Below are 17,615 nucleotides of genomic sequence, written 5' to 3'. Positions count from 1 at the left end.
TCACTTCTGTAGGAGCTGCCGCAGGCTGCGATCTTTTAGAGCCTTAAACTACCGCCGCCCGACGCTGCACAAAGCGGTCTACATACTCATCCGCCGGCGAATGCAGGATCTCTCGTGGCGTGCCGACCTGAATCAGGCGGCCATCCTTGAGGATCGCGATGCGGTTGCCGATGCGCACGGCCTCGTCGAGGTCGTGGGTGATGAAGACGATGGTCTTGTGCAGGGTCTTTTGCAGCTCCAGCAACTGGTCCTGCATTTCGGCGCGGATCAGCGGGTCGAGGGCGCTGAACGCTTCGTCCATCAGGATGATGTCGGTGTCCGCCGCCAGGGCGCGGGCCAGGCCCACACGCTGGCGCATGCCGCCGGAGAGCTGATGCGGGTATTTGTTTTCGTAGCCCTTGAGGCCCACGGTGTTGATCCAGTGCAGCGCACGCTCGGCACACATGGCTTTGCTTTCGCCACGGATTTTCAGGCCGTAGGCGACGTTGTCCAGCACGCTCTTGTGCGGCAACAGGCCGAAGCTCTGGAACACCATGCTGATCTTGCGCCGACGAAATTCGCGCAGGGCTTCCATGTCGTATTGCAGGATGTCCACGCCGTCCACCAGGATCGCACCGCTGGTCGGGTCGATCAGGCGGTTGAAGTGGCGGACCAGGGTCGACTTGCCGGAACCCGACAGGCCCATGATCACGAAGATCTCGCCGCTGCCGATGCTCAGCGACAGGTCGTTTACGCCGACCACGCAGCCGGTTTCGGCCAGCACCTGGTCCTTGGTCTTGCCCTGGCCGACCATGGCCAGGGCGTCCTTGGCACGGTTGCCGAAAATCTTGAAGACGTTCTTGACTTCGATCTTGCTCACGGTTGCGTTGTTCATTTGCTCACCTCATGCCGTGCGCGACCGTACGCCTGTGTAATGCGGTCGATCACCACAGCCAGAATCACGATCGCCAGACCGGCTTCAAGGCCACGTCCGACGTTGAGGGTCTGAATCCCCACCAGCACGTCTTCACCCAGGCCACGGGCACCGATCATCGAGGCGATCACCACCATCGAAAGGGCCATCATGGTGGTCTGGTTGATCCCGGCCATGATGCTCGGCAGGGCCAGCGGCAGTTGCACGCCGAACAGTTGCTGCCAGCGGTTGGCACCGAAGGCGTTGATCGCTTCCATCACTTCGCCGTCGACCTGGCGAATGCCCAGATCGGTCAAGCGGATCAGCGGCGGCGCGGCGTAGATCACCGTGGCGAAAATCGCCGGGACCTTGCCCAGGCCAAACAGCATCAGCACCGGGATCAGGTACACGAAGCTCGGCATGGTCTGCATGATGTCCAGCAACGGCATCAGTATCGAACGCAGGCGATTGCTGCGCGCCGAGAGAATGCCCAGCGGAATGCCGATCAACACCGAAATGATCGTCGCCACCATCATCAGCGCCAGGGTCTGCATCAGTTTGTCCCAGAGGCCGACCGCTCCCACCAGGAACAGCAAACCAACGATGACGGCAGTGGTCACGACCTTGCGGGTCGCATGCCAGGCCACACCGGCCACGATCGCCAGCATCAGCCACCAGGGTGCGGCACGCAGCAGGCCTTCAAGATTGACGATGGCCCACAACAGGGTGTCGGAGATGTGCCGGAACACGTCGCCGTAGTTGGTGACCAGCGAATCGACCCAACCGTTGACCCAGTCGGCGATGGAAAAGGTAAAGCTTTCGGGAAACATAAGAGACTCTCAATCAAGGGGTTGCGATCAAGCATCCGACTGCCGTTGCCGACAGCCGGAGAAGCTCGACCTACAAGGCCGCGTCGATTTTCTTGGCTGCGTCTTCGCTCACCCATGCGTGCCAGACTTCAGGATGTTCCTTCAGGAAGATCTTGGCCAGTTTTGGTGATTCGATCCGCTCTTTGGTCATGCGCCCAAGGTTCTGGTTCAGCAGGTCGATCGGCACGTTGACCTTTTCCAGCACGGCCACCAGCTCCGGGGCTTCGTCGTGGAAAGTCTTGGACAGGCCGACCTTGATATCCACGGTCTTGTTCACGCCTGGTTTCTCTTCGAGTTTCACCGCGTCGATCTGGCCCATCAGCGGCGTTGGCGACCAGTAGTAGAACAGGATCGGCTCGCCACGCTTGTAGCTCGACAGCACCGCGGCATCCAGCGCCGGGCCGGTGCCTGGGCGGAAATTGGTGTAGGTGCTTTCCAGGCCGTAGCTCTTGAGCATTTCGCTGTTGTCCAGCTCACAGGTCCAACCGGCCGGACAGTTGTAGAAACGCCCCTTGGACGGCTCTTCGGCGTCCTTGAAGATCGCCGAGTATTTGCCCAGGTCAGCAATGTTTTTCAGGTCCGGAGCCTTGGCTTCCAGCTTGCGCTTGGCGTCGCCTTCGATCACGTAGCGCGGCACGTACCAGCCTTCGATCGCGCCAACCACCGGCGCGCCGACACCGACGACCTTGCCGGCCTTCTCGGCCTTGTTCCAGACTTCGCTGCGGCCGACCCATTCTTCGGCAAACACTTGAATATCGTTACTGCTCAGGGCGTTTTCCATGGTGATGGAGTTGCCCGGCAGGCTGTCGGTCTTGCAGTCGTAGCCTTTCTCCAACACGACTTGCATCACGTCGGTCAGCAGCATGGCGCTTTCCCAGTTCAAACCGGCGAACTTCACCGGTTTGCCCGACTCGCACCAACCCGCCGCCTGAGTGGCGCCAGCGCTGGCCAGCAGGCCCATGGAAAGCAATGTGGTCAGCAGGGTCTTGTTCGATTTCATTGTTGTGACGCTCCTAATCATGAATTGGCTTACGGCAGTCAAGAGGCATCCAGCCCTGTCCACGTCCAATCAGGCCTGCGCCGCAGCGCGACCGACTTCGCTTGTTGTTAGGTCTGCAACGTCGTGATCTCTTGTAGGAGCTGCCGCAGGCTGCGATTAAAAGATCAAGATCAAAAGATCGCAGCCTGCGGCAGCTCCTACAGAGCAAGCATTACTTGCCGGTAATCATCGGCAGGTTCAGCCCTTGTTCCTTGGCGCAGTCGATGGCGATCTGGTAGCCGGCATCGGCGTGACGCATGACGCCGGTGGCCGGGTCGTTGTGCAGCACGCGAGCGATACGCTCGGCCGCTTCATCAGTACCGTCGCAGACAATCACCATGCCCGAGTGCTGGGAGAAGCCCATGCCAACGCCGCCGCCGTGGTGCAGGGACACCCAGGTCGCGCCGCTTGCGGTGTTGAGCAGAGCGTTGAGCAGTGGCCAGTCGGAAACGGCGTCGGAACCGTCCTGCATCGATTCGGTTTCGCGGTTAGGGCTCGATACCGAACCGGAGTCCAGGTGGTCGCGACCGATCACGATTGGCGCGGACAACTCGCCGCTGCGCACCATTTCGTTGAACGCCAGGCCCAGCTTGGCGCGCAGGCCCAGACCAACCCAGCAGATACGTGCTGGCAGGCCCTGGAAGCTGATGCGCTCGCGGGCCATGTCCAGCCAGTTGTGCAGGTGGGCGTCGTCCGGGATCAGTTCCTTGACCTTGGCGTCGGTCTTGTAGATGTCTTCAGCGTTGCCCGACAGCGCAGCCCAACGGAACGGACCGATGCCACGGCAGAACAGCGGACGGATGTAGGCCGGTACGAAGCCCGGGAAGTCGAATGCGTTTTCCACGCCTTCTTCCTGCGCCATCTGACGGATGTTGTTGCCGTAGTCGAAGGTCGGTACGCCCATTTTCTGGAACTCGAGCATCGCCTTGACGTGCACGGCCATCGATTGCTTGGCGGCCTTGATCACAGCGGCAGGTTCAGTCTTGGCGCGAGCGCGGTACTGGTCCCAGGTCCAGCCGGCAGGCAGGTAACCGTTGAGCGGGTCGTGGGCGCTGGTCTGGTCGGTGACCATGTCCGGGCGCACGCCACGCTTGACCAGCTCCGGCAGGATTTCAGCGGCGTTGCCCAGCAGCGCGATGGAAATCGCCTTGCCTTCCTTAGTGTATTTGGCGATGCGGGCCAGAGCGTCGTCGAGGTCGGTAGCCTGCTCATCGACGTAGCGGCTTTTCAGACGGAAATCGATGCTGACCTGCTGGCATTCGATGTTCAGCGAGCAAGCGCCGGCCAGGGTTGCAGCCAGAGGCTGGGCGCCGCCCATGCCACCAAGGCCCGCAGTCAGGACCCAACGACCTTTCAGGTCATCGTTGTAGTGTTGGCGACCGGCTTCTACGAAGGTTTCGTAGGTGCCCTGGACGATGCCCTGGCTGCCGATGTAGATCCAGCTGCCGGCGGTCATCTGGCCGTACATGGCCAGGCCTTTGGCGTCCAGTTCGTTGAAGTGTTCCCAGCTCGCCCAGTGTGGAACCAGGTTGGAGTTGGCAATCAGTACGCGCGGGGCGTTGCTGTGGGTCTTGAACACGCCGACCGGCTTGCCGGATTGCACCAGCAGGGTCTCGTCGTCGTTCAGGTTGGTCAGGCTTTCGACGATCTTGTCGTAGCATTCCCAGTTACGCGCAGCGCGACCGATACCACCGTAAACCACCAGTTCTTTAGGGTTCTCGGCGACTTCCGGGTCGAGGTTGTTCATCAGCATGCGCAGCGGCGCTTCGGTCAGCCAGCTCTTGGCGGTCAGCTTGTTACCGCGTGCGGCACGGATTTCAACGTCACGAAACTTAGTAGGTTTAATGTCAGTCACGAAAAAGACTCCTCAGCAATCAATCCAAACCAACCCAGGCAGTGGGCGAGCAAGCCAATGGGCATCAGTGCACACCAGCGAATCAGTGGACGATGGTTGAGTCCTCGTGACTCATACACATACGTCTTTACTTGTACATACAAGCATATGCAATCAAGCGGCCAACTTGTTGGATGAGCATTCAAGAAAAATTCGGAAATGGCTGGAGAGCGCCTGGAACAAGGGTTCTGGCGTAGATGAAAAATTTTCGGGGGGATTTTTGTGGCGAGGGGATTTTGTTACTTGAGCGTGGTATTGCGCCACGCTGGGGCATTCGGTAACAAAGTGGTGCGCTTTCGGGAACGCTGAAATGCAAAAAATCGCAGCCTTCGGCAGCTCCTACATGGGATGGTGTGCATCCTGTAGGAGCTGCCGAAGGCTGCGATCCTTTGAAAATTCAGAATCAGCGTGCGGCCAGCTCAATCACACAGCATGGGCCATTGACGGAGATTTCCAGCAGGCTAGCGTTACCGTCGAGTTGCAGGCAGTCATGACGACCGAGCTTCGAAGCGCTGTTACCGACCACAACTTCCAGCGCATCGCTGATGCTGAACACCAACACCGTGCCCGCTGAACTGAAGAACCGCTGCTCACCGCTCAACCACTGCAACCGCGCGGCATAACGCTGCGGCGCGTAAATCAGATTGAAATCACGAATCGACCCGCCCAGCAATGTGCAGGCAACCTTGCTTTCACCACTGAAGGCAAACGGGTCCAGCGGTAACAGTGGCCGAGTGTCCTGGCCATCCACCGTCAGGCTCATGCCGTCGCCCTGCAAAACGGTGATCACTCGCTCGTAACCGGCGAAGGTGGAAAAGCCGCCCGATTCGCCAATGTCGGCAATCGACAGGCGCCAGCCAAAGCCATCCAGGCCGGTGCCGGCATCGCGGGTGATCTCTTCGGTGCTGCCGCCGCCGTTTTTCCACGGCATGCGCGGGTAATCTTTGGCGCGTAAAACCTTCAACTGATTCATTTATGAAACCGACCTTCCAGACGATGACGGGAACCGGGGTGGATCAAGCGAGCGGCGGTCACTGGCTGACGACCGGACCAGGTGCGGCGACGGATCAGCAGGCACGGCTCGCCTTTTTCAATCTGTAGCAATTTGCATTCGGACGGCTCGGCCAGGATCGCCTCAACCACGTGCTCGCCTTCGGTCAGCGGCGCGACCTGATTCAGGTAGGCGTAGGGCGTTTGCAGGGTGAAGTCCTGTTTAAGGTAGTCCGGCGCCACCAGCGCATTGACGAAACGGTCTTCGATTTGCACCGGAATATCGTTTTCGAAATGCACGATCAGCGAATGGAACACCTTCTGCCCTTCGCGCATGTCCAGGGCCAGGGCGCGCTCGGAGCCGGCGGCTTCTTCTTCGAGCGTGATGACCTTGCAGGTGTGGCGATGGCCGCGAGAGGCGATTTCGTCGGCGATGTTGTGCACTTCAAACAGCGCAGACTGGCTTTTCGGCTCGGCGACGAACGTGCCGACGCCCTGCATGCGCACCAGCAGGCCATCGGCGGTCATCTCGCGCAGGGCGCGGTTGATGGTCATGCGGCTGAAGCCCAACTGGCTGACCAGCTCGCTTTCCGACGGAACGCGGTAGTGCGGCGGCCAGTTTCCACTGTCGATTTGCTGGGTGATCATTTGTTTGACGCGGGCGTACAAGGGCGCCGGACTGTCGCCCATGTTCGCGGCCAACGGAGAGACTGGAGGCGGAGTCGGCACGGTTAATCCTTGGTCATTTGATTGATGTCGCTAGCTTGCCGGAGTTTACCGGGCAGGCAAACGTCTGTATATGTATATACAAATAACACACGATGGGGTGCTGAACCATGTCCGCCTTCTTTGCCGAACGCGCGCTGCTGCCTAGTGGATGGGCCAACAATGTACGTCTTGAGGTCAGCGCCGACGGCGTATTGACCCATATCCAGGCCGATTCCAACGCAGATGGCGCCGAACGGTTAAGCGGTCCGCTGTTGCCTGGCATGCCGAACCTGCACTCCCACGCCTTCCAGCGGGCCATGGCCGGGCTGGCGGAAGTGGCGGGCAATCCGAACGACAGTTTCTGGACCTGGCGCGACCTGATGTATCGCCTCGTCGGAAAAATCAGCCCGGAGCAACTCGGCGTCATCGCCCGTCAGCTGTACATCGAAATGCTCAAGGCCGGTTACACGTCGGTGGCGGAATTTCATTACGTGCACCATGACATCAATGGCCAGGCTTACGCGGACCCGGCCGAACTGGCCCTGCGTATCAGCCAGGCTGCGGGTTCCGCCGGTATCGGCCTGACCCTGCTGCCAGTGCTCTACAGCCATTCCGGTTTTGGCGGCCAGGTTCCGAACGAAGGCCAGCGCCGTTTCATCAACAGCACCGAAAACTACCTCAAGCTGCAATCGCGCCTGCAACCGGTGCTGGCGCAGCAACCGGCGCAAGCACTGGGCCTGTGTTTCCACTCGCTGCGCGCGGTAACACCGCAGCAGATCAGCGAAGTGCTGGCGGCCAGCGACAAGCAATGCCCGGTGCACATCCACATTGCCGAGCAGCAGAAAGAAGTCGACGACTGCCTGACCTGGAGCGGTCGTCGTCCGCTGCAATGGCTGTATGAAAACGTCGATGTCGATCAGCGCTGGTGCCTGGTCCACGCGACCCACGCCAACCCGGAAGAAGTCACGTCGATGGCCAGGAGCCGCGCCATCGCGGGCCTGTGCCTGACCACCGAAGCCAACCTGGGCGACGGGATTTTCCCGGCGGTGGATTTCCTCGCCCAGGGCGGTCGCATGGGCATCGGTTCCGACAGCCATGTGTCGTTGAGCGTGGTGGAAGAATTACGCTGGCTGGAATACGGCCAACGTCTGCGCGACCAGCGTCGAAATCGTTTGTATGGCGCAGATCAGCCAATGGTCGGTCGTACGCTGTTTGATGCGGCGCTGGATGGCGGCGCCCAGGCACTGGGCCAGCCGATTGGCGCCCTGGAAGTCGGCAAGCGCGCCGACTGGCTGGTGCTCGACGGCAACGATCCGTACCTGGCAACGGCCAGTGGCGACGGGATTCTCAACCGTTGGTTGTTTGCCGGCGGCGATCGCCAGGTGCGTGATGTGCTGGTCAATGGCCAATGGGTCGTGCGTGACGGTCGGCATGCGGACGAAGAGGAAAGCAGCCGCGCCTTCACCCAGGTCCTGCGCGACTTGCTCGGTTAAAAGCAAAAGATCGCAGCCTGCGGCAGCTCCTACAGGTTCCGTGTTTATCCGCATGATTGCGACCAACCGGATCGATGTAGGAGCTGCCGCAGGCTGCGATCTTTTTCAGTCGCACCGCTAGTTAGATGTCTTCGCCATCTGCTGTTCCGATGCCCGCCAGATCAGCCGCGTGGTGTCGTAACCCTGCTGACGCGCCTTGCTCAGCAGCTCCTCACGCACCACACCGTTCACGGTCGGCGTGCGCGACAACAGCCACAGATACTTGCGGCTCGGATCACCGACGATGGCGGTCTTGTAGTCATCGCTGACATACAGCACCCAGTATTCGCCCTTCGCCGTACCCGGGATCAACCTGGAAAACCAGGTATCGAACTCGACCCACAGCTTGTCGTTCTTGCCGGGCGTCTGTGGATAAGCCGTGCCCTTGACCTCTTCCCATTGCCACTGCGCCGTCAGGCAGCGGTTCAAGACCGCGACGTTGCCGTCGGGCTTGAGCGTGTAATGGGCTTCGGACTGCGCGCAGTCGCGCTGGAAGTACATCGGCATGCGAGCCAGCTCGTACCAGGTGCCCTGGTAGCGCTTGAGGTTAACGCTATTGACTGTCTTGGGGGCCAACGGGTCCGGGCCAGACGTGGCACAGCCGGCCAACACCAGGCCGGCAAAAAGGATGATCAATAACCGCTTCATTATTTTTCTCCCGTGGGCGATCGCCCCGGTTTACTTCAGGCCTTGGCCGGAAAACATCAGCACTTTGTCACCGGCGAACTGCACGCTGATAAAGCTGTTCTTGTCGCCCCAGGTGCAGCTGGACATGCCGAGCGCGCCTGAACAATCGGCGGGTTTGCCCAACAGGGTCTCCACTTCGGCCTTGGCCATGCCGGCGGAGAGCTTCGAGTAGTTTTCCTGATTGACCTTGCTGCAGGCAGCGAGCAATACGCAGAACGAAAGCAGGGCGATGGAACGCAACGACATGGTGAAACTCCGGGGGCGTAGGGGATTGGCATGGCTGCCAAGCTGAAGCTTAGAAGAGAAAACCCCTGTCTGGTTCCCTGCCCGGCAGGCTATTTATCGGGCCACTCGTCTACCTTTTGCCGAAAATCAGCCACTTTGCCTGTTTACCGGGCATTTCATCGTTTTTCAGAAAATCCGCCTAATCTTTGGCGCCGTTCAGTCGACATAAATGCAACGCAAAGCCACGTCGCTGGCGCTTGCTCTCCCATTTTGTCGAACAGCCCCTCTGCGGTAGCTCATCCATGACCCGAAACATGAAGTTCAGCCACAAGATATTGCTGGCTGCCGCCCTCGTGGTGGCCGTCGCATTCGCTTGTTTCATCCTGTTCAACGACTATCGCCAGCGCGAAACCTTGCGCAACAGTACCGAGGCCTCGATGCAGGAACTCGGCAGCCTGACCACCAGCAACATCCAGACCTGGCTGGAAAGCCGCATGCAATTGCTGCAGTCGATGGCCCAACAGATCAACGCCGACGGCAATGCTCCCGCTGGCCTGAAACGGATCATCGACCTGCCCGCCTACACCGGCAACTTCCAGCTGAGTTACTTCGGTGGCACCGACGGCGTGATGTTCTCGGTCCCGGCGGGCAACCGCGCGGCGGACTACGACCCGCGCGCCCGCGGCTGGTACAAGGCGGCCAACAGCGCGCAACAGACCATCGTCACCGAACCCTACATCGCCGCCTCCTCCGGCAAGCTGGTAATCACCGTCGCCACCCCGGTGCTGCATCAGGGCCAGATGATTGGTGTCGCCGGCGCCGACATCGACCTGTCCAGCGTCAGTGCAATCATCAATTCGCTGAACTTCGGCGGTCACGGCCATGCGTTCATCGTCGGTGCCGACGGCAAGATCCTGATTCACCCGGACAGCAAGCTGGTACTCAAGAACCTGACCGAGGCCTACCCCAACGGTGCGCCGAAAGTCAGCCCGGGCATGAAAGAGGTCGAGATCGACGGCAAGCGCCAGTTCATCTCCTTCACCCACGTCAACGGCGTACCGTCGGCGGACTGGTACGTGGCTCTGGTGCTCGACCAGGACACCGCGTTCTCGATGCTCAGCGAGTTCCGCACCTCGGCGATCATTGCCATGGTGATTGCCGTGGTGATCATCATTGTGCTGCTGGGCATGCTGATCAACCTGTTGATGCAGCCGCTGCTGACCATGGGTCGCGCCATGCACGACATCGCCGAAGGCGAAGGTGACCTGACCAAGCGCCTGGTCATTCACGGCCACGACGAGTTCGGCGCGCTGGGGCTGTCGTTCAACCGTTTCGTCGAACGCATTCACACCTCGATCATCGAAGTATCCTCAGCCACCGGCCAGGTCAACGAAGTGGCGCTGCGGGTGGTGGCCGCTTCCAACTCGTCGATGTTCAACTCCGACCAGCAAGCCTCGCGCACCAACAGCGTGGCCGCGGCGATCAACCAGCTCGGTGCCGCCGCCCAGGAAATCGCCCAAAACGCCGCCCTCGCCTCGCAACATTCCAGCGATGCCCGCAGCCTGGCCGAAGACGGCCAACAGGTAGTGGATAAAACCATCGCTGCGATGCAGCAACTGTCGGCCAAGATCAGCGATTCGTGCGGCAACATCGAGACCCTCAACAGCAACACGGTCAACATCGGGCAGATCCTGGAAGTGATTACCAGCATCTCCCAGCAGACCAACCTGCTGGCACTGAACGCGGCGATTGAAGCGGCGCGAGCCGGTGAGGCCGGCCGTGGTTTCGCGGTGGTTGCCGACGAGGTGCGCAACCTCGCTCACCGCACCCAGGACTCGGCGCAACAAGTGCAGACGATGATCGAAGAGCTGCAAGTCGGCGCCCGGGCAGCGGTGGGCATCATGACCGACAGCCAGCGCCAGAGCGAAAGCAGCGTCGGCATCGCCAACCAGGCGGGCGAGCGACTGGGGAGCGTGACCCTGCGCATCGGGGAGATCGATGGCATGAACCAGTCGGTCGCCACCGCCACTGAAGAACAGACGGCCGTGGTGGAGTCGATCAACGTCGACATCACCGAGATCAACACACTGAACCAGGAAGGTGTGGAGAACCTGCAGTCGACCTTGCGTGCGTGTGCCGATCTAGAGCAGCAAGCGGCGCGTTTGAAGCAGCTAGTCGGAAGTTTCAGGATCTAAGGCGCGCTCACCGGCCCCTTCGCGGGCAAGCCCGCTCCCACAGTTGATCTTCAGTGGACACAAACTTTGTGTACGACCAAGATCCACTGTGGGAGCGGGCTTGCTCGCGAAGACGGCATCAGCAGCGACGAAAAAATTAGAACCGAGACCCGGGCCCCGAAAGAAACTCAATTTCCTCAGCCGTCGATTCCCTTCCCAACACCGCATTGCGATGCGGAAACCGCCCAAACTGCGCAATCACCCTCTGATGCCGCTCGGCAAAGTCCAGATAATCGGCGAACAACGCCCGATCGACCTCCGGCTGCTGCGCCACCAATTCGATGTAACGCGAGACACCTTCATTCAGCACCGCAAGGTTTTCGCTGTGCTCGAACACCAAATAGATGAACACCCGCTGAATCGGCTGCAACTGCCGATCGAAATCCGCCGCAATGCCTTGGGCCACGAGTTTCTGTGCGCGGGAATCGCCGGAGAATGCTTTTGGAGTATCGCGAAAGATCATTCGCGGGATTTGATCGAGCAACAGCACCAGGGCCAGCCAACCTTCGGGACGTTGCATCCACTCGGTCAATCCGCCGGCCAGTGCCTGCTCGGCCAAGTCCCCAAAACGCTCGCGCGCTTCAAGGTCCTGGCTGTCGCGCTTGCCAAACCACAACCTGCCCTTCTGCGCCGCCACTTCCCTCGCTGACCCGGAGTTTCCGAACCACCAATCAAGCAACGGCTGCCAGGGCGCGGTCATGGTTTACTCCTTGTGGTAAGCCGTGACGCGGGCAACTTCTTCTTTCGAACCGAGGAACACCGCAACACGCTGGTGCAGGCCTTCCGGCTGGATGTCGAGGATGCGCTGATGGCCGTCGGTGGACGCGCCGCCCGCTTGTTCGACCAGGAACGACATCGGGTTGGCTTCGTACATCAGGCGCAGTTTGCCCGGCTTCGACGGCTCGCGGCTGTCGCGTGGGTACATGAACAGACCGCCGCGGGTCAGGATGCGGTGCACGTCGGCGACCATCGCGGCAACCCAGCGCATGTTGTAGTTCTTTTTCAGCGGGCCTTCATCGCCTGCCAGCAATTCGCTGACGTAGCGCTGTACCGGTGCTTCCCAGTGACGCTGGTTGGACGCGTTGATGGCGAATTCCTGGGTGGCTTCAGGAATGGTGATGTTTTCGTGGGTCAGTACGAAGCTGCCCATTTCACGGTCCAGGGTAAAGCCTTTCACGCCGTCGCCCAGGGTCAGGATCAGCATGGTCTGCGGACCGTAGATCGCGTAACCGGCGGCCACTTGCTGTGTACCTGGCTGCAGGAAGGCCTTTTCATTCAAGGGCTCGTTCTGGCTCAGGTATTCGTTCGGGCAACGCAGTACCGAGAAGATGGTGCCGACCGGGGCGTTGATGTCGATGTTCGACGAACCGTCCAGTGGGTCGAATACCAGCAGGTACGCGCCTTTCGGGTATTTGCCCGGGATCTGGTAGGCGTTGTCCATTTCTTCGGACGCCATGCCGGCCAGGTGACCACCCCATTCGTTGGCTTCGAGCAGAATCTCGTTGGAGATCACGTCGAGCTTCTTCTGCACTTCGCCCTGGACGTTTTCAGTGCCCATGCTGCCCAGAACACCACCCAGGGCGCCTTTGGACACGGCGTGGTTGATCTCCTTGCAGGCACGCGCCACCACTTCGATCAGGAAGCGCAGATCGGCAGGAGTGTTGTTGCTGCGGGTCTGCTCAATCAAATAGCGACTCAAGGTAACGCGGGACATGGAAGGCTCCGGAGGAATGGGGGGGCTAAAAACCCGCGCAGTTTAACGCGAGTCGGGGCGCATTTCCTCCTATCAGACGTGATCGGCCGAAGAGAGTTCATGCGCGGGGATGAGCGTAGTTGGAAATGGGCTGGATGAGAGCCTGAGAACTGCGGTCATTTCGGTATTTTCATTGACCGGGCGAACGCATTCGCCAGCCTTCTTCAGGATTTGGCTGGCGGTTTGCGTAGCAGGCTGAACGCCATCGCTGCCAGGAACAGGACACTGAGCAACAACACCGCCCACAAGCCGAATGTCTTCCACTGGGTGTCCGTCGTCGCCAGCCTTTTCTCTGTCGCCGCATTCGAGACCACCGCCCCGACATCCACCTTGGCCCGGCCCAGGGTCGCGAGTTTTGCCGGGCTGTAATCCGGAATCAGCGTCGACAGCGGCAAGTTCGCCGCCTTCGCCGTCGAATTCCCCACGACCAGCGTGTAAGGCCCCGGCCCACGCGCCAGGAACACCAGTTGCGTGGCGCGCACGGCAAACTTCAGCGTCGGCGCCTGATCACCCAGGCCACCGCCGCGTTCATCCACGGTCAGTTTCAATTGCTGGACGATTTGCCCTGACAGCTGCAATTGGTTTTGCACCACGTCCTGACCGTCCTGGGTCAGGCGATAGAGCAAACCGCCGCCCAACGACTGCCATGGCAGGCTGCTGTCGCGCCGGCCGGCCAGGCTCACTGGCGCCAGGCTGTTGGGCTGGCTCAACTCGACCTGCACCCGCTCGACATTCAGCCCCATCGGCAGCTGCCAGGTGTACTCGCCCGCCTTCACGCTGCTGCCGGCTAACGCCTGGGACCAGACCAACGGCAGCGGCAGGCTGCGGATATTGGCGCTTTGCAGTTGCGCCGAAGTCAGTGTCGGCGCCGAATGCGGGGTGATCCACAGCAACCGCAGGTAGCGTGCCGACTGGCCCGGCAGGTTGACTTCATGCTGTTCGACCCGCTCGTCGGAAAAGGTCAGGCGCGCCACCTGCCCTTCGCCCCAGGACTGCCAATGCTGCAAATCATCGCTGGCTTCGATGGTGAAACGCTGGAATCCGTCGCGCTCGCTGATCCAGTCGAGAACCAACTGCTGCAACGGTGCCTTGATAGACGATGCGTCGAGCAACCAGCCGCGCAACTCCTCCTCGCCTGCCTCCAGCTGACTGGAGGGCTGCACCTGGACCAACGTGCCGTTGGTGTTCGATTGCACCCGCACACTCGGCGCGGTTTCAGTGGCGTCCAACGAGCTGTACAACGGAAACCATTTCACCTCGTTCAAGGTGCGGGTTTCATTGCTCCGCGCCGACTCCCGGGCCAAGGCATAAGCCTGAACTTCGCCCACGGCGTTGAACACACGCACGTCGCTCAGGTCCGTCTGCCGTGCATTCAGCTGTACGTTCAGAGGCAGTTCAAGTCGATACCAGGGGCCTTCGCCCGTCACCGACAAAGGCACTTGAGTGGCGAAGTCCGCCGGTTTTTCCTGGGCAACCGCCGATAACACCACACCCATGGCGACAGCCCCCAGCCAACCCAGGTTAAGCTTCTGACTCAAGACGACACTCCTTCGGATTCCGGGACCGGTTTCTCGTTATCCGGCTCAGCTTCGGCACGCTTGGGCGGCAGCGGGGCGAAATAGCCCACCACCAGCAGCAATACACCGACACCGATAAACGACACGATCCGCGCCAGCCCGCCGCGGTTACTCAATTCGACAAAGAACAGCTTGGCCACGACCACGCCGATCAAGGCCGCGCCGATCAACCAGACTTCACGGCGGCGAAGCAAATGGCCGCCGATCATCAGGCTCAGGGCCATCAAGGTCCAGACGATGGACAGGCCGGCTTGCACCCGCATCGACGCCAGCAACAGATCCAGCTCGAACGGCACCCCACTCCAATGGTGTGCCGTACGCATCACCAACGCAGTAAAGAACACGAACAGCGAGGCACCTGCGACCCCTTGCGTGGCGATGGCGGCGTAATCCTCGCGGACCGCCAGTTGTGTCATGGCGCTGCGGGACCAGACATAGACGCCGAACAGCGCCAACAACAGGCCCAGTTCCAGCGGGTTGATCAATGGCACGTAAGGCAGTGGCTCGGCGTTGCCGTCACTGGCGACATTCGCCAGCCAGAACCAGCCGAGCATCAACAACGCCAACGGCGCGGCGGCGTATACACGGTATTCGCGCGGATACGCCGACACCGGCCACGGCCACGCGCGAGGTGCCGCCATCAGCACCAGGTACAGACTGGGCAGAATCGCCCAACCCAACCAGCGCCAGGCGTTGTATTGCTCGGACAACACCAGCAAGCCGTAACGCAACTCCAGAGCCAGCACCCCCATCAACAACCAACAGCCGAGCACATGGGCGACGCTCGTCGCGCGCGCCGGCAGCATGGGCGCCAGGCGTCGCAGGGACATGAAATGCACCACGAACACGGCGGCCCACGCCAGCCAGCCGACGTTGGCTGCCGGGTGATAACGCGAGTGCCAGGCCGCGAGCAGCACCAGTGCCGCTGCGGGAATCAACACCGTGCCGAGTGCCCCAAGAGATGGCCATTTCAGGCGCAGCGCCACTACCGTCCACAGGGCCACACTCACGGCCGCGATGCCCAACAACAAAGGCGCCCGCATCGGCAACGGCGCAAAATGCAGCACTTCGATGACCCAGGCCAACGCCCACCAGCCTGCGCCCCACACCAGCAACGCCTGGGACAATCGCAACAGGCTCAGCCCTTCGAATACTCCAAGCGAATGACCAATCTGCAAACGCCAGGCCCCGACCATCGCCGCCAGCCCCAACACCAGCGGCGCCCAGAATCCGGCATGAGCCAAGGGGTTCAGCTCTTCACTGAACAGCGGCCCCGTCGCCAGGAACAACGCGCCACCCAACAGTTGCACAGCGAGCGCGCTGAACACGAAGGTGCGCGATGGCAGGCGCAAGCCAACCAACAACGTCAGCGCCCCGGCCAGGGCCCAACTGATCACCGTGCCGTGGCTGAAGAAAAACAACGGCGCCAGCAAATAGAGAAACGACAGCCCGAGGCACGCCAGGATTGGCAGACCTTTCAGTTCCCAAGGCCTGATCTGTTCCCGCAGGGCTTTACGCAATTGGTAGAAGCTGAACAGCAGCGCGACGCCCAGCAACAACGCGCCCAGCGGTACACCGCCGAGCAGGCTGCTCTCGCTGTCGTGCAGTTCGCTGAGAAACGCCAGCGCCGACCCCAGTTGCAGGAGTAAGGCAAAGGCCCGGGCCACGGGCCTTTGCTGGCGCAGACCGAGCCAGAAGATCCCCGCGCCTTCCACCGCCCACGCCGCCGTCGTCCAGCGTGCATCGAGCCCCAGCGGAATCGCCAGGCTGGCGAAGATCACACCCAGGGCCAGGCAGGTTTCCCCCAGCAACAGCGTGCGCCCGGCCATCAGCCAACGGGCCAGCCCCATGTAAATCATGCCCAGCGCCAAGGCACTGAACGCCGCCGCGAACTCCAGATGCTGCACCAATGCAAACTGCAAACCGAAACCCACCAGCGGCGGACCGAACAGCAGCGTGCCGTCGACGTAGTTGCCCTTGCCCGCCGACCACTGCAGCAGCGATTCGCGACTGCCCTCTGCCGGTGCATCGCTCATTTCCAGCAGCCTGCGCCGGGCGAACAGCAGACCAATGGCCAGGTACATCAGGAAAAACAGAATCAGGAACGGCTCGGTACTCCACAACTGCTCCGGCGAGTAGGAGCGCAGGCCCCAGGCGAAACCGATACCGAAGGTGCCGCTGAACCCGATGACATTCAACAGCCGCCAGGCCTTGAACCAGGCGATGGCGAAGATGCCGGCGTTGAGCAGGGCAAAATAGCTGAACAGTGCGACGTGGCTACCGGCACCGGTGGAGGCCAGCAGCGGCGCGGCGAATCCACCCAGTGCGGCAGCGGCGGCCAGCCCCAGGGAGTCCTGGGTAATGGCGAGAATCGCCGAACATGCCGTCACCGCCACCAGCAGGCCAAACCCGGCCGAGGGATCGAGCAGCGGATGCAGGCGCATCGCGGCAAACACCGTCAGGTACAGCACGGCGATCCCGGCACCTTGCAGGATCAACGCATAACTGTTGTTGCGCGCTCGCAACCACCAACCCAGCCCGAGCAGCCCCAAGGCCGCCGCCGCAACACCTGCGTAACGCAACTCAACCGGCACCACCACGCCTTCGGTGGCATAGCGCAGCAGAAAGGCCAGGCCGAGGAACAGCAGCACCACGCCGACCCGCAACACGGTATTGCCGCCGAACAACCAGGCGCGGGCACGGCTGATGGCACGATCGATGAAGTTCGGGCCACGCGGGGTGACGGGTGGCTGTGGTTCGCGAGCGGACGGCTCGGACCTCCAGGCATCGACAGGCTGCAAACGCTTGGTTTCGCTGGCTGCGACGGCTACCGGCTCGAGTTCGGGCGGTAGCTCCCAGAGCAAATCCGGGGCTGCGACAGGTACTTCATCAAGGATGGTTTCAGGTGAGGCAAATGGTTCGCGGGCTTGCGGCGCCTTGACGCCCGATGCCTCGAGCAGCGCCAGCCGTTGCTCGACCGCGTGCAGCGCGACCTGGGCCTGCTCCAGCAAACGCAGCTGCTCGACGGCCTGCGAGTCCATGCGAGCCAAGCGAAGGGCCTGGCCGATACCCAATCCGAGTAACGCGCCCAGCAGCGCATCGCTGAATGACTCGTCAAGTATCCAGCCGAGCACCAGCCCTATCAGCATGAACATCCATTGCATGGTCGATATCCCTAAGCGCATTGGCCAATCCGGAAAGATTAGCTCAGCCGT

The 17,615-nt window shown here is 61.2% G+C and carries 14 protein-coding genes and 1 pseudogene; 3 read left to right on the top strand and 12 right to left on the bottom strand.

The features are described from left to right. Positions 1-43: 43 nt before the first annotated feature. From AB4O40_RS19275 to hutC, 6 genes are all read right to left on the bottom strand, one after another. Positions 44-874: a quaternary amine ABC transporter ATP-binding protein gene (locus AB4O40_RS19275; protein ID WP_007975542.1), complete on the bottom strand. Its 831-nt coding sequence runs from the start codon at positions 872-874 to the stop codon at positions 44-46. Next, a complete protein-coding gene (locus AB4O40_RS19270; protein WP_046039591.1) occupies positions 871-1,722 on the bottom strand; it encodes an ABC transporter permease in 852 nt (283 codons plus the stop codon). The genes AB4O40_RS19275 and AB4O40_RS19270 overlap by 4 nt, the downstream gene beginning before the upstream one ends. Before the next feature lie 70 nt (positions 1,723-1,792). Continuing rightward, positions 1,793-2,761: an ABC transporter substrate-binding protein gene (locus AB4O40_RS19265; protein ID WP_056725760.1), complete on the bottom strand. Its 969-nt coding sequence runs from the start codon at positions 2,759-2,761 to the stop codon at positions 1,793-1,795. A gap of 211 nt (positions 2,762-2,972) precedes the next feature. Beyond that, positions 2,973-4,655 (bottom strand): urocanate hydratase, encoded by a 1,683-nt coding sequence (hutU, locus tag AB4O40_RS19260; protein WP_056725762.1) that lies wholly within the window; start codon positions 4,653-4,655, stop codon positions 2,973-2,975. 442 nt (positions 4,656-5,097) lie between these two features. Continuing rightward, entirely contained in the window at positions 5,098-5,667 is a 570-nt protein-coding gene (locus AB4O40_RS19255; RefSeq protein ID WP_409078524.1) for a HutD/Ves family protein, read from the bottom strand. Beyond that, positions 5,664-6,374: a histidine utilization repressor gene (hutC, locus tag AB4O40_RS19250; protein WP_162135916.1), complete on the bottom strand. Its 711-nt coding sequence runs from the start codon at positions 6,372-6,374 to the stop codon at positions 5,664-5,666. The genes AB4O40_RS19255 and hutC overlap by 4 nt, the downstream gene beginning before the upstream one ends. Positions 6,375-6,520: 146 nt before the next feature. Here hutC and AB4O40_RS19245 point away from each other — a divergent pair, with 146 nt between their 5' ends. Continuing rightward, complete coding sequence (locus tag AB4O40_RS19245; protein WP_409078523.1) at positions 6,521-7,885, top strand: formimidoylglutamate deiminase; 1,365 nt, start codon at positions 6,521-6,523, stop codon at positions 7,883-7,885. Between the two features lie 117 nt (positions 7,886-8,002). On the opposite strand, the gene AB4O40_RS19240 is transcribed toward AB4O40_RS19245, so the two are convergent. After that, the gene (locus AB4O40_RS19240) at positions 8,003-8,572 is read right to left on the bottom strand and encodes a lipocalin family protein (RefSeq protein WP_056725768.1); all 570 of its coding nucleotides are present in this window, start codon (positions 8,570-8,572) and stop codon (positions 8,003-8,005) included. Between the two features lie 30 nt (positions 8,573-8,602). Further along, positions 8,603-8,857: a hypothetical protein gene (locus AB4O40_RS19235; RefSeq protein WP_056725770.1), complete on the bottom strand. Its 255-nt coding sequence runs from the start codon at positions 8,855-8,857 to the stop codon at positions 8,603-8,605. 281 nt (positions 8,858-9,138) lie between these two features. Here AB4O40_RS19235 and AB4O40_RS19230 point away from each other — a divergent pair. Both AB4O40_RS19230 and AB4O40_RS19225 read left to right on the top strand, forming a co-directional pair. Next, a pseudogene (locus tag AB4O40_RS19230) lies at positions 9,139-10,125 on the top strand (cache domain-containing protein); the annotation flags it as partial. A gap of 141 nt (positions 10,126-10,266) precedes the next feature. Next, positions 10,267-11,031, top strand: coding sequence for a methyl-accepting chemotaxis protein (locus tag AB4O40_RS19225; RefSeq protein ID WP_460058086.1), 765 nt, complete (start codon positions 10,267-10,269; stop codon positions 11,029-11,031). A gap of 136 nt (positions 11,032-11,167) precedes the next feature. Here AB4O40_RS19225 and AB4O40_RS19220 read toward each other — a convergent pair whose 3' ends face one another. The 4 genes from AB4O40_RS19220 to AB4O40_RS19205 form a co-directional block, all read right to left on the bottom strand. Further along, positions 11,168-11,770, bottom strand: coding sequence for a DUF924 family protein (locus AB4O40_RS19220; RefSeq protein ID WP_460053640.1), 603 nt, complete (start codon positions 11,768-11,770; stop codon positions 11,168-11,170). A 3-nt stretch (positions 11,771-11,773) separates the two neighbouring features. Next, complete coding sequence (locus tag AB4O40_RS19215) at positions 11,774-12,784, bottom strand: class 1 fructose-bisphosphatase (RefSeq protein WP_007975526.1); 1,011 nt, start codon at positions 12,782-12,784, stop codon at positions 11,774-11,776. 203 nt (positions 12,785-12,987) lie between these two features. After that, positions 12,988-14,361 carry a DUF3999 domain-containing protein gene (locus AB4O40_RS19210; protein ID WP_460053642.1) on the bottom strand — a complete coding sequence of 458 codons (1,374 nt, stop codon included), beginning with the start codon at positions 14,359-14,361 and terminating at the stop codon, positions 12,988-12,990. After that, the gene (locus tag AB4O40_RS19205) at positions 14,358-17,564 is read right to left on the bottom strand and encodes a DUF2339 domain-containing protein (protein WP_460053643.1); all 3,207 of its coding nucleotides are present in this window, start codon (positions 17,562-17,564) and stop codon (positions 14,358-14,360) included. The genes AB4O40_RS19210 and AB4O40_RS19205 overlap by 4 nt, the downstream gene beginning before the upstream one ends. Between the last annotated feature and the right edge of the window lie 51 nt (positions 17,565-17,615).

It is taken from the genome of Pseudomonas sp. S2_F07 (assembly GCF_054668325.1).
The sequence above is the reverse complement of the archived record's forward strand: the minus strand, read 5'-3'. Positions and strand labels throughout refer to the sequence as shown.

Excerpts from the sequence above, each read along its gene's own strand:
- AB4O40_RS19205 (WP_460053643.1), bottom strand. The coding sequence starts at position 17,564 with ATGCAATGGATGTTCATGCTGATAGGGCTGGTGCTCGGCTGGATACTT.
- AB4O40_RS19275 (WP_007975542.1), bottom strand. The coding sequence starts at position 874 with ATGAACAACGCAACCGTGAGCAAGATCGAAGTCAAGAACGTCTTCAAG.
- AB4O40_RS19235 (WP_056725770.1), bottom strand. The coding sequence starts at position 8,857 with ATGTCGTTGCGTTCCATCGCCCTGCTTTCGTTCTGCGTATTGCTCGCT.
- AB4O40_RS19270 (WP_046039591.1), bottom strand. The coding sequence starts at position 1,722 with ATGTTTCCCGAAAGCTTTACCTTTTCCATCGCCGACTGGGTCAACGGT.
- AB4O40_RS19225 (WP_460058086.1), top strand. The coding sequence starts at position 10,267 with ATGTTCAACTCCGACCAGCAAGCCTCGCGCACCAACAGCGTGGCCGCG.
- hutC (WP_162135916.1), bottom strand. The coding sequence starts at position 6,374 with ATGGGCGACAGTCCGGCGCCCTTGTACGCCCGCGTCAAACAAATGATC.
- AB4O40_RS19255 (WP_409078524.1), bottom strand. The coding sequence starts at position 5,667 with ATGAATCAGTTGAAGGTTTTACGCGCCAAAGATTACCCGCGCATGCCG.
- AB4O40_RS19220 (WP_460053640.1), bottom strand. The coding sequence starts at position 11,770 with ATGACCGCGCCCTGGCAGCCGTTGCTTGATTGGTGGTTCGGAAACTCC.
- AB4O40_RS19215 (WP_007975526.1), bottom strand. The coding sequence starts at position 12,784 with ATGTCCCGCGTTACCTTGAGTCGCTATTTGATTGAGCAGACCCGCAGC.
- AB4O40_RS19245 (WP_409078523.1), top strand. The coding sequence starts at position 6,521 with ATGTCCGCCTTCTTTGCCGAACGCGCGCTGCTGCCTAGTGGATGGGCC.
- AB4O40_RS19265 (WP_056725760.1), bottom strand. The coding sequence starts at position 2,761 with ATGAAATCGAACAAGACCCTGCTGACCACATTGCTTTCCATGGGCCTG.
- AB4O40_RS19240 (WP_056725768.1), bottom strand. The coding sequence starts at position 8,572 with ATGAAGCGGTTATTGATCATCCTTTTTGCCGGCCTGGTGTTGGCCGGC.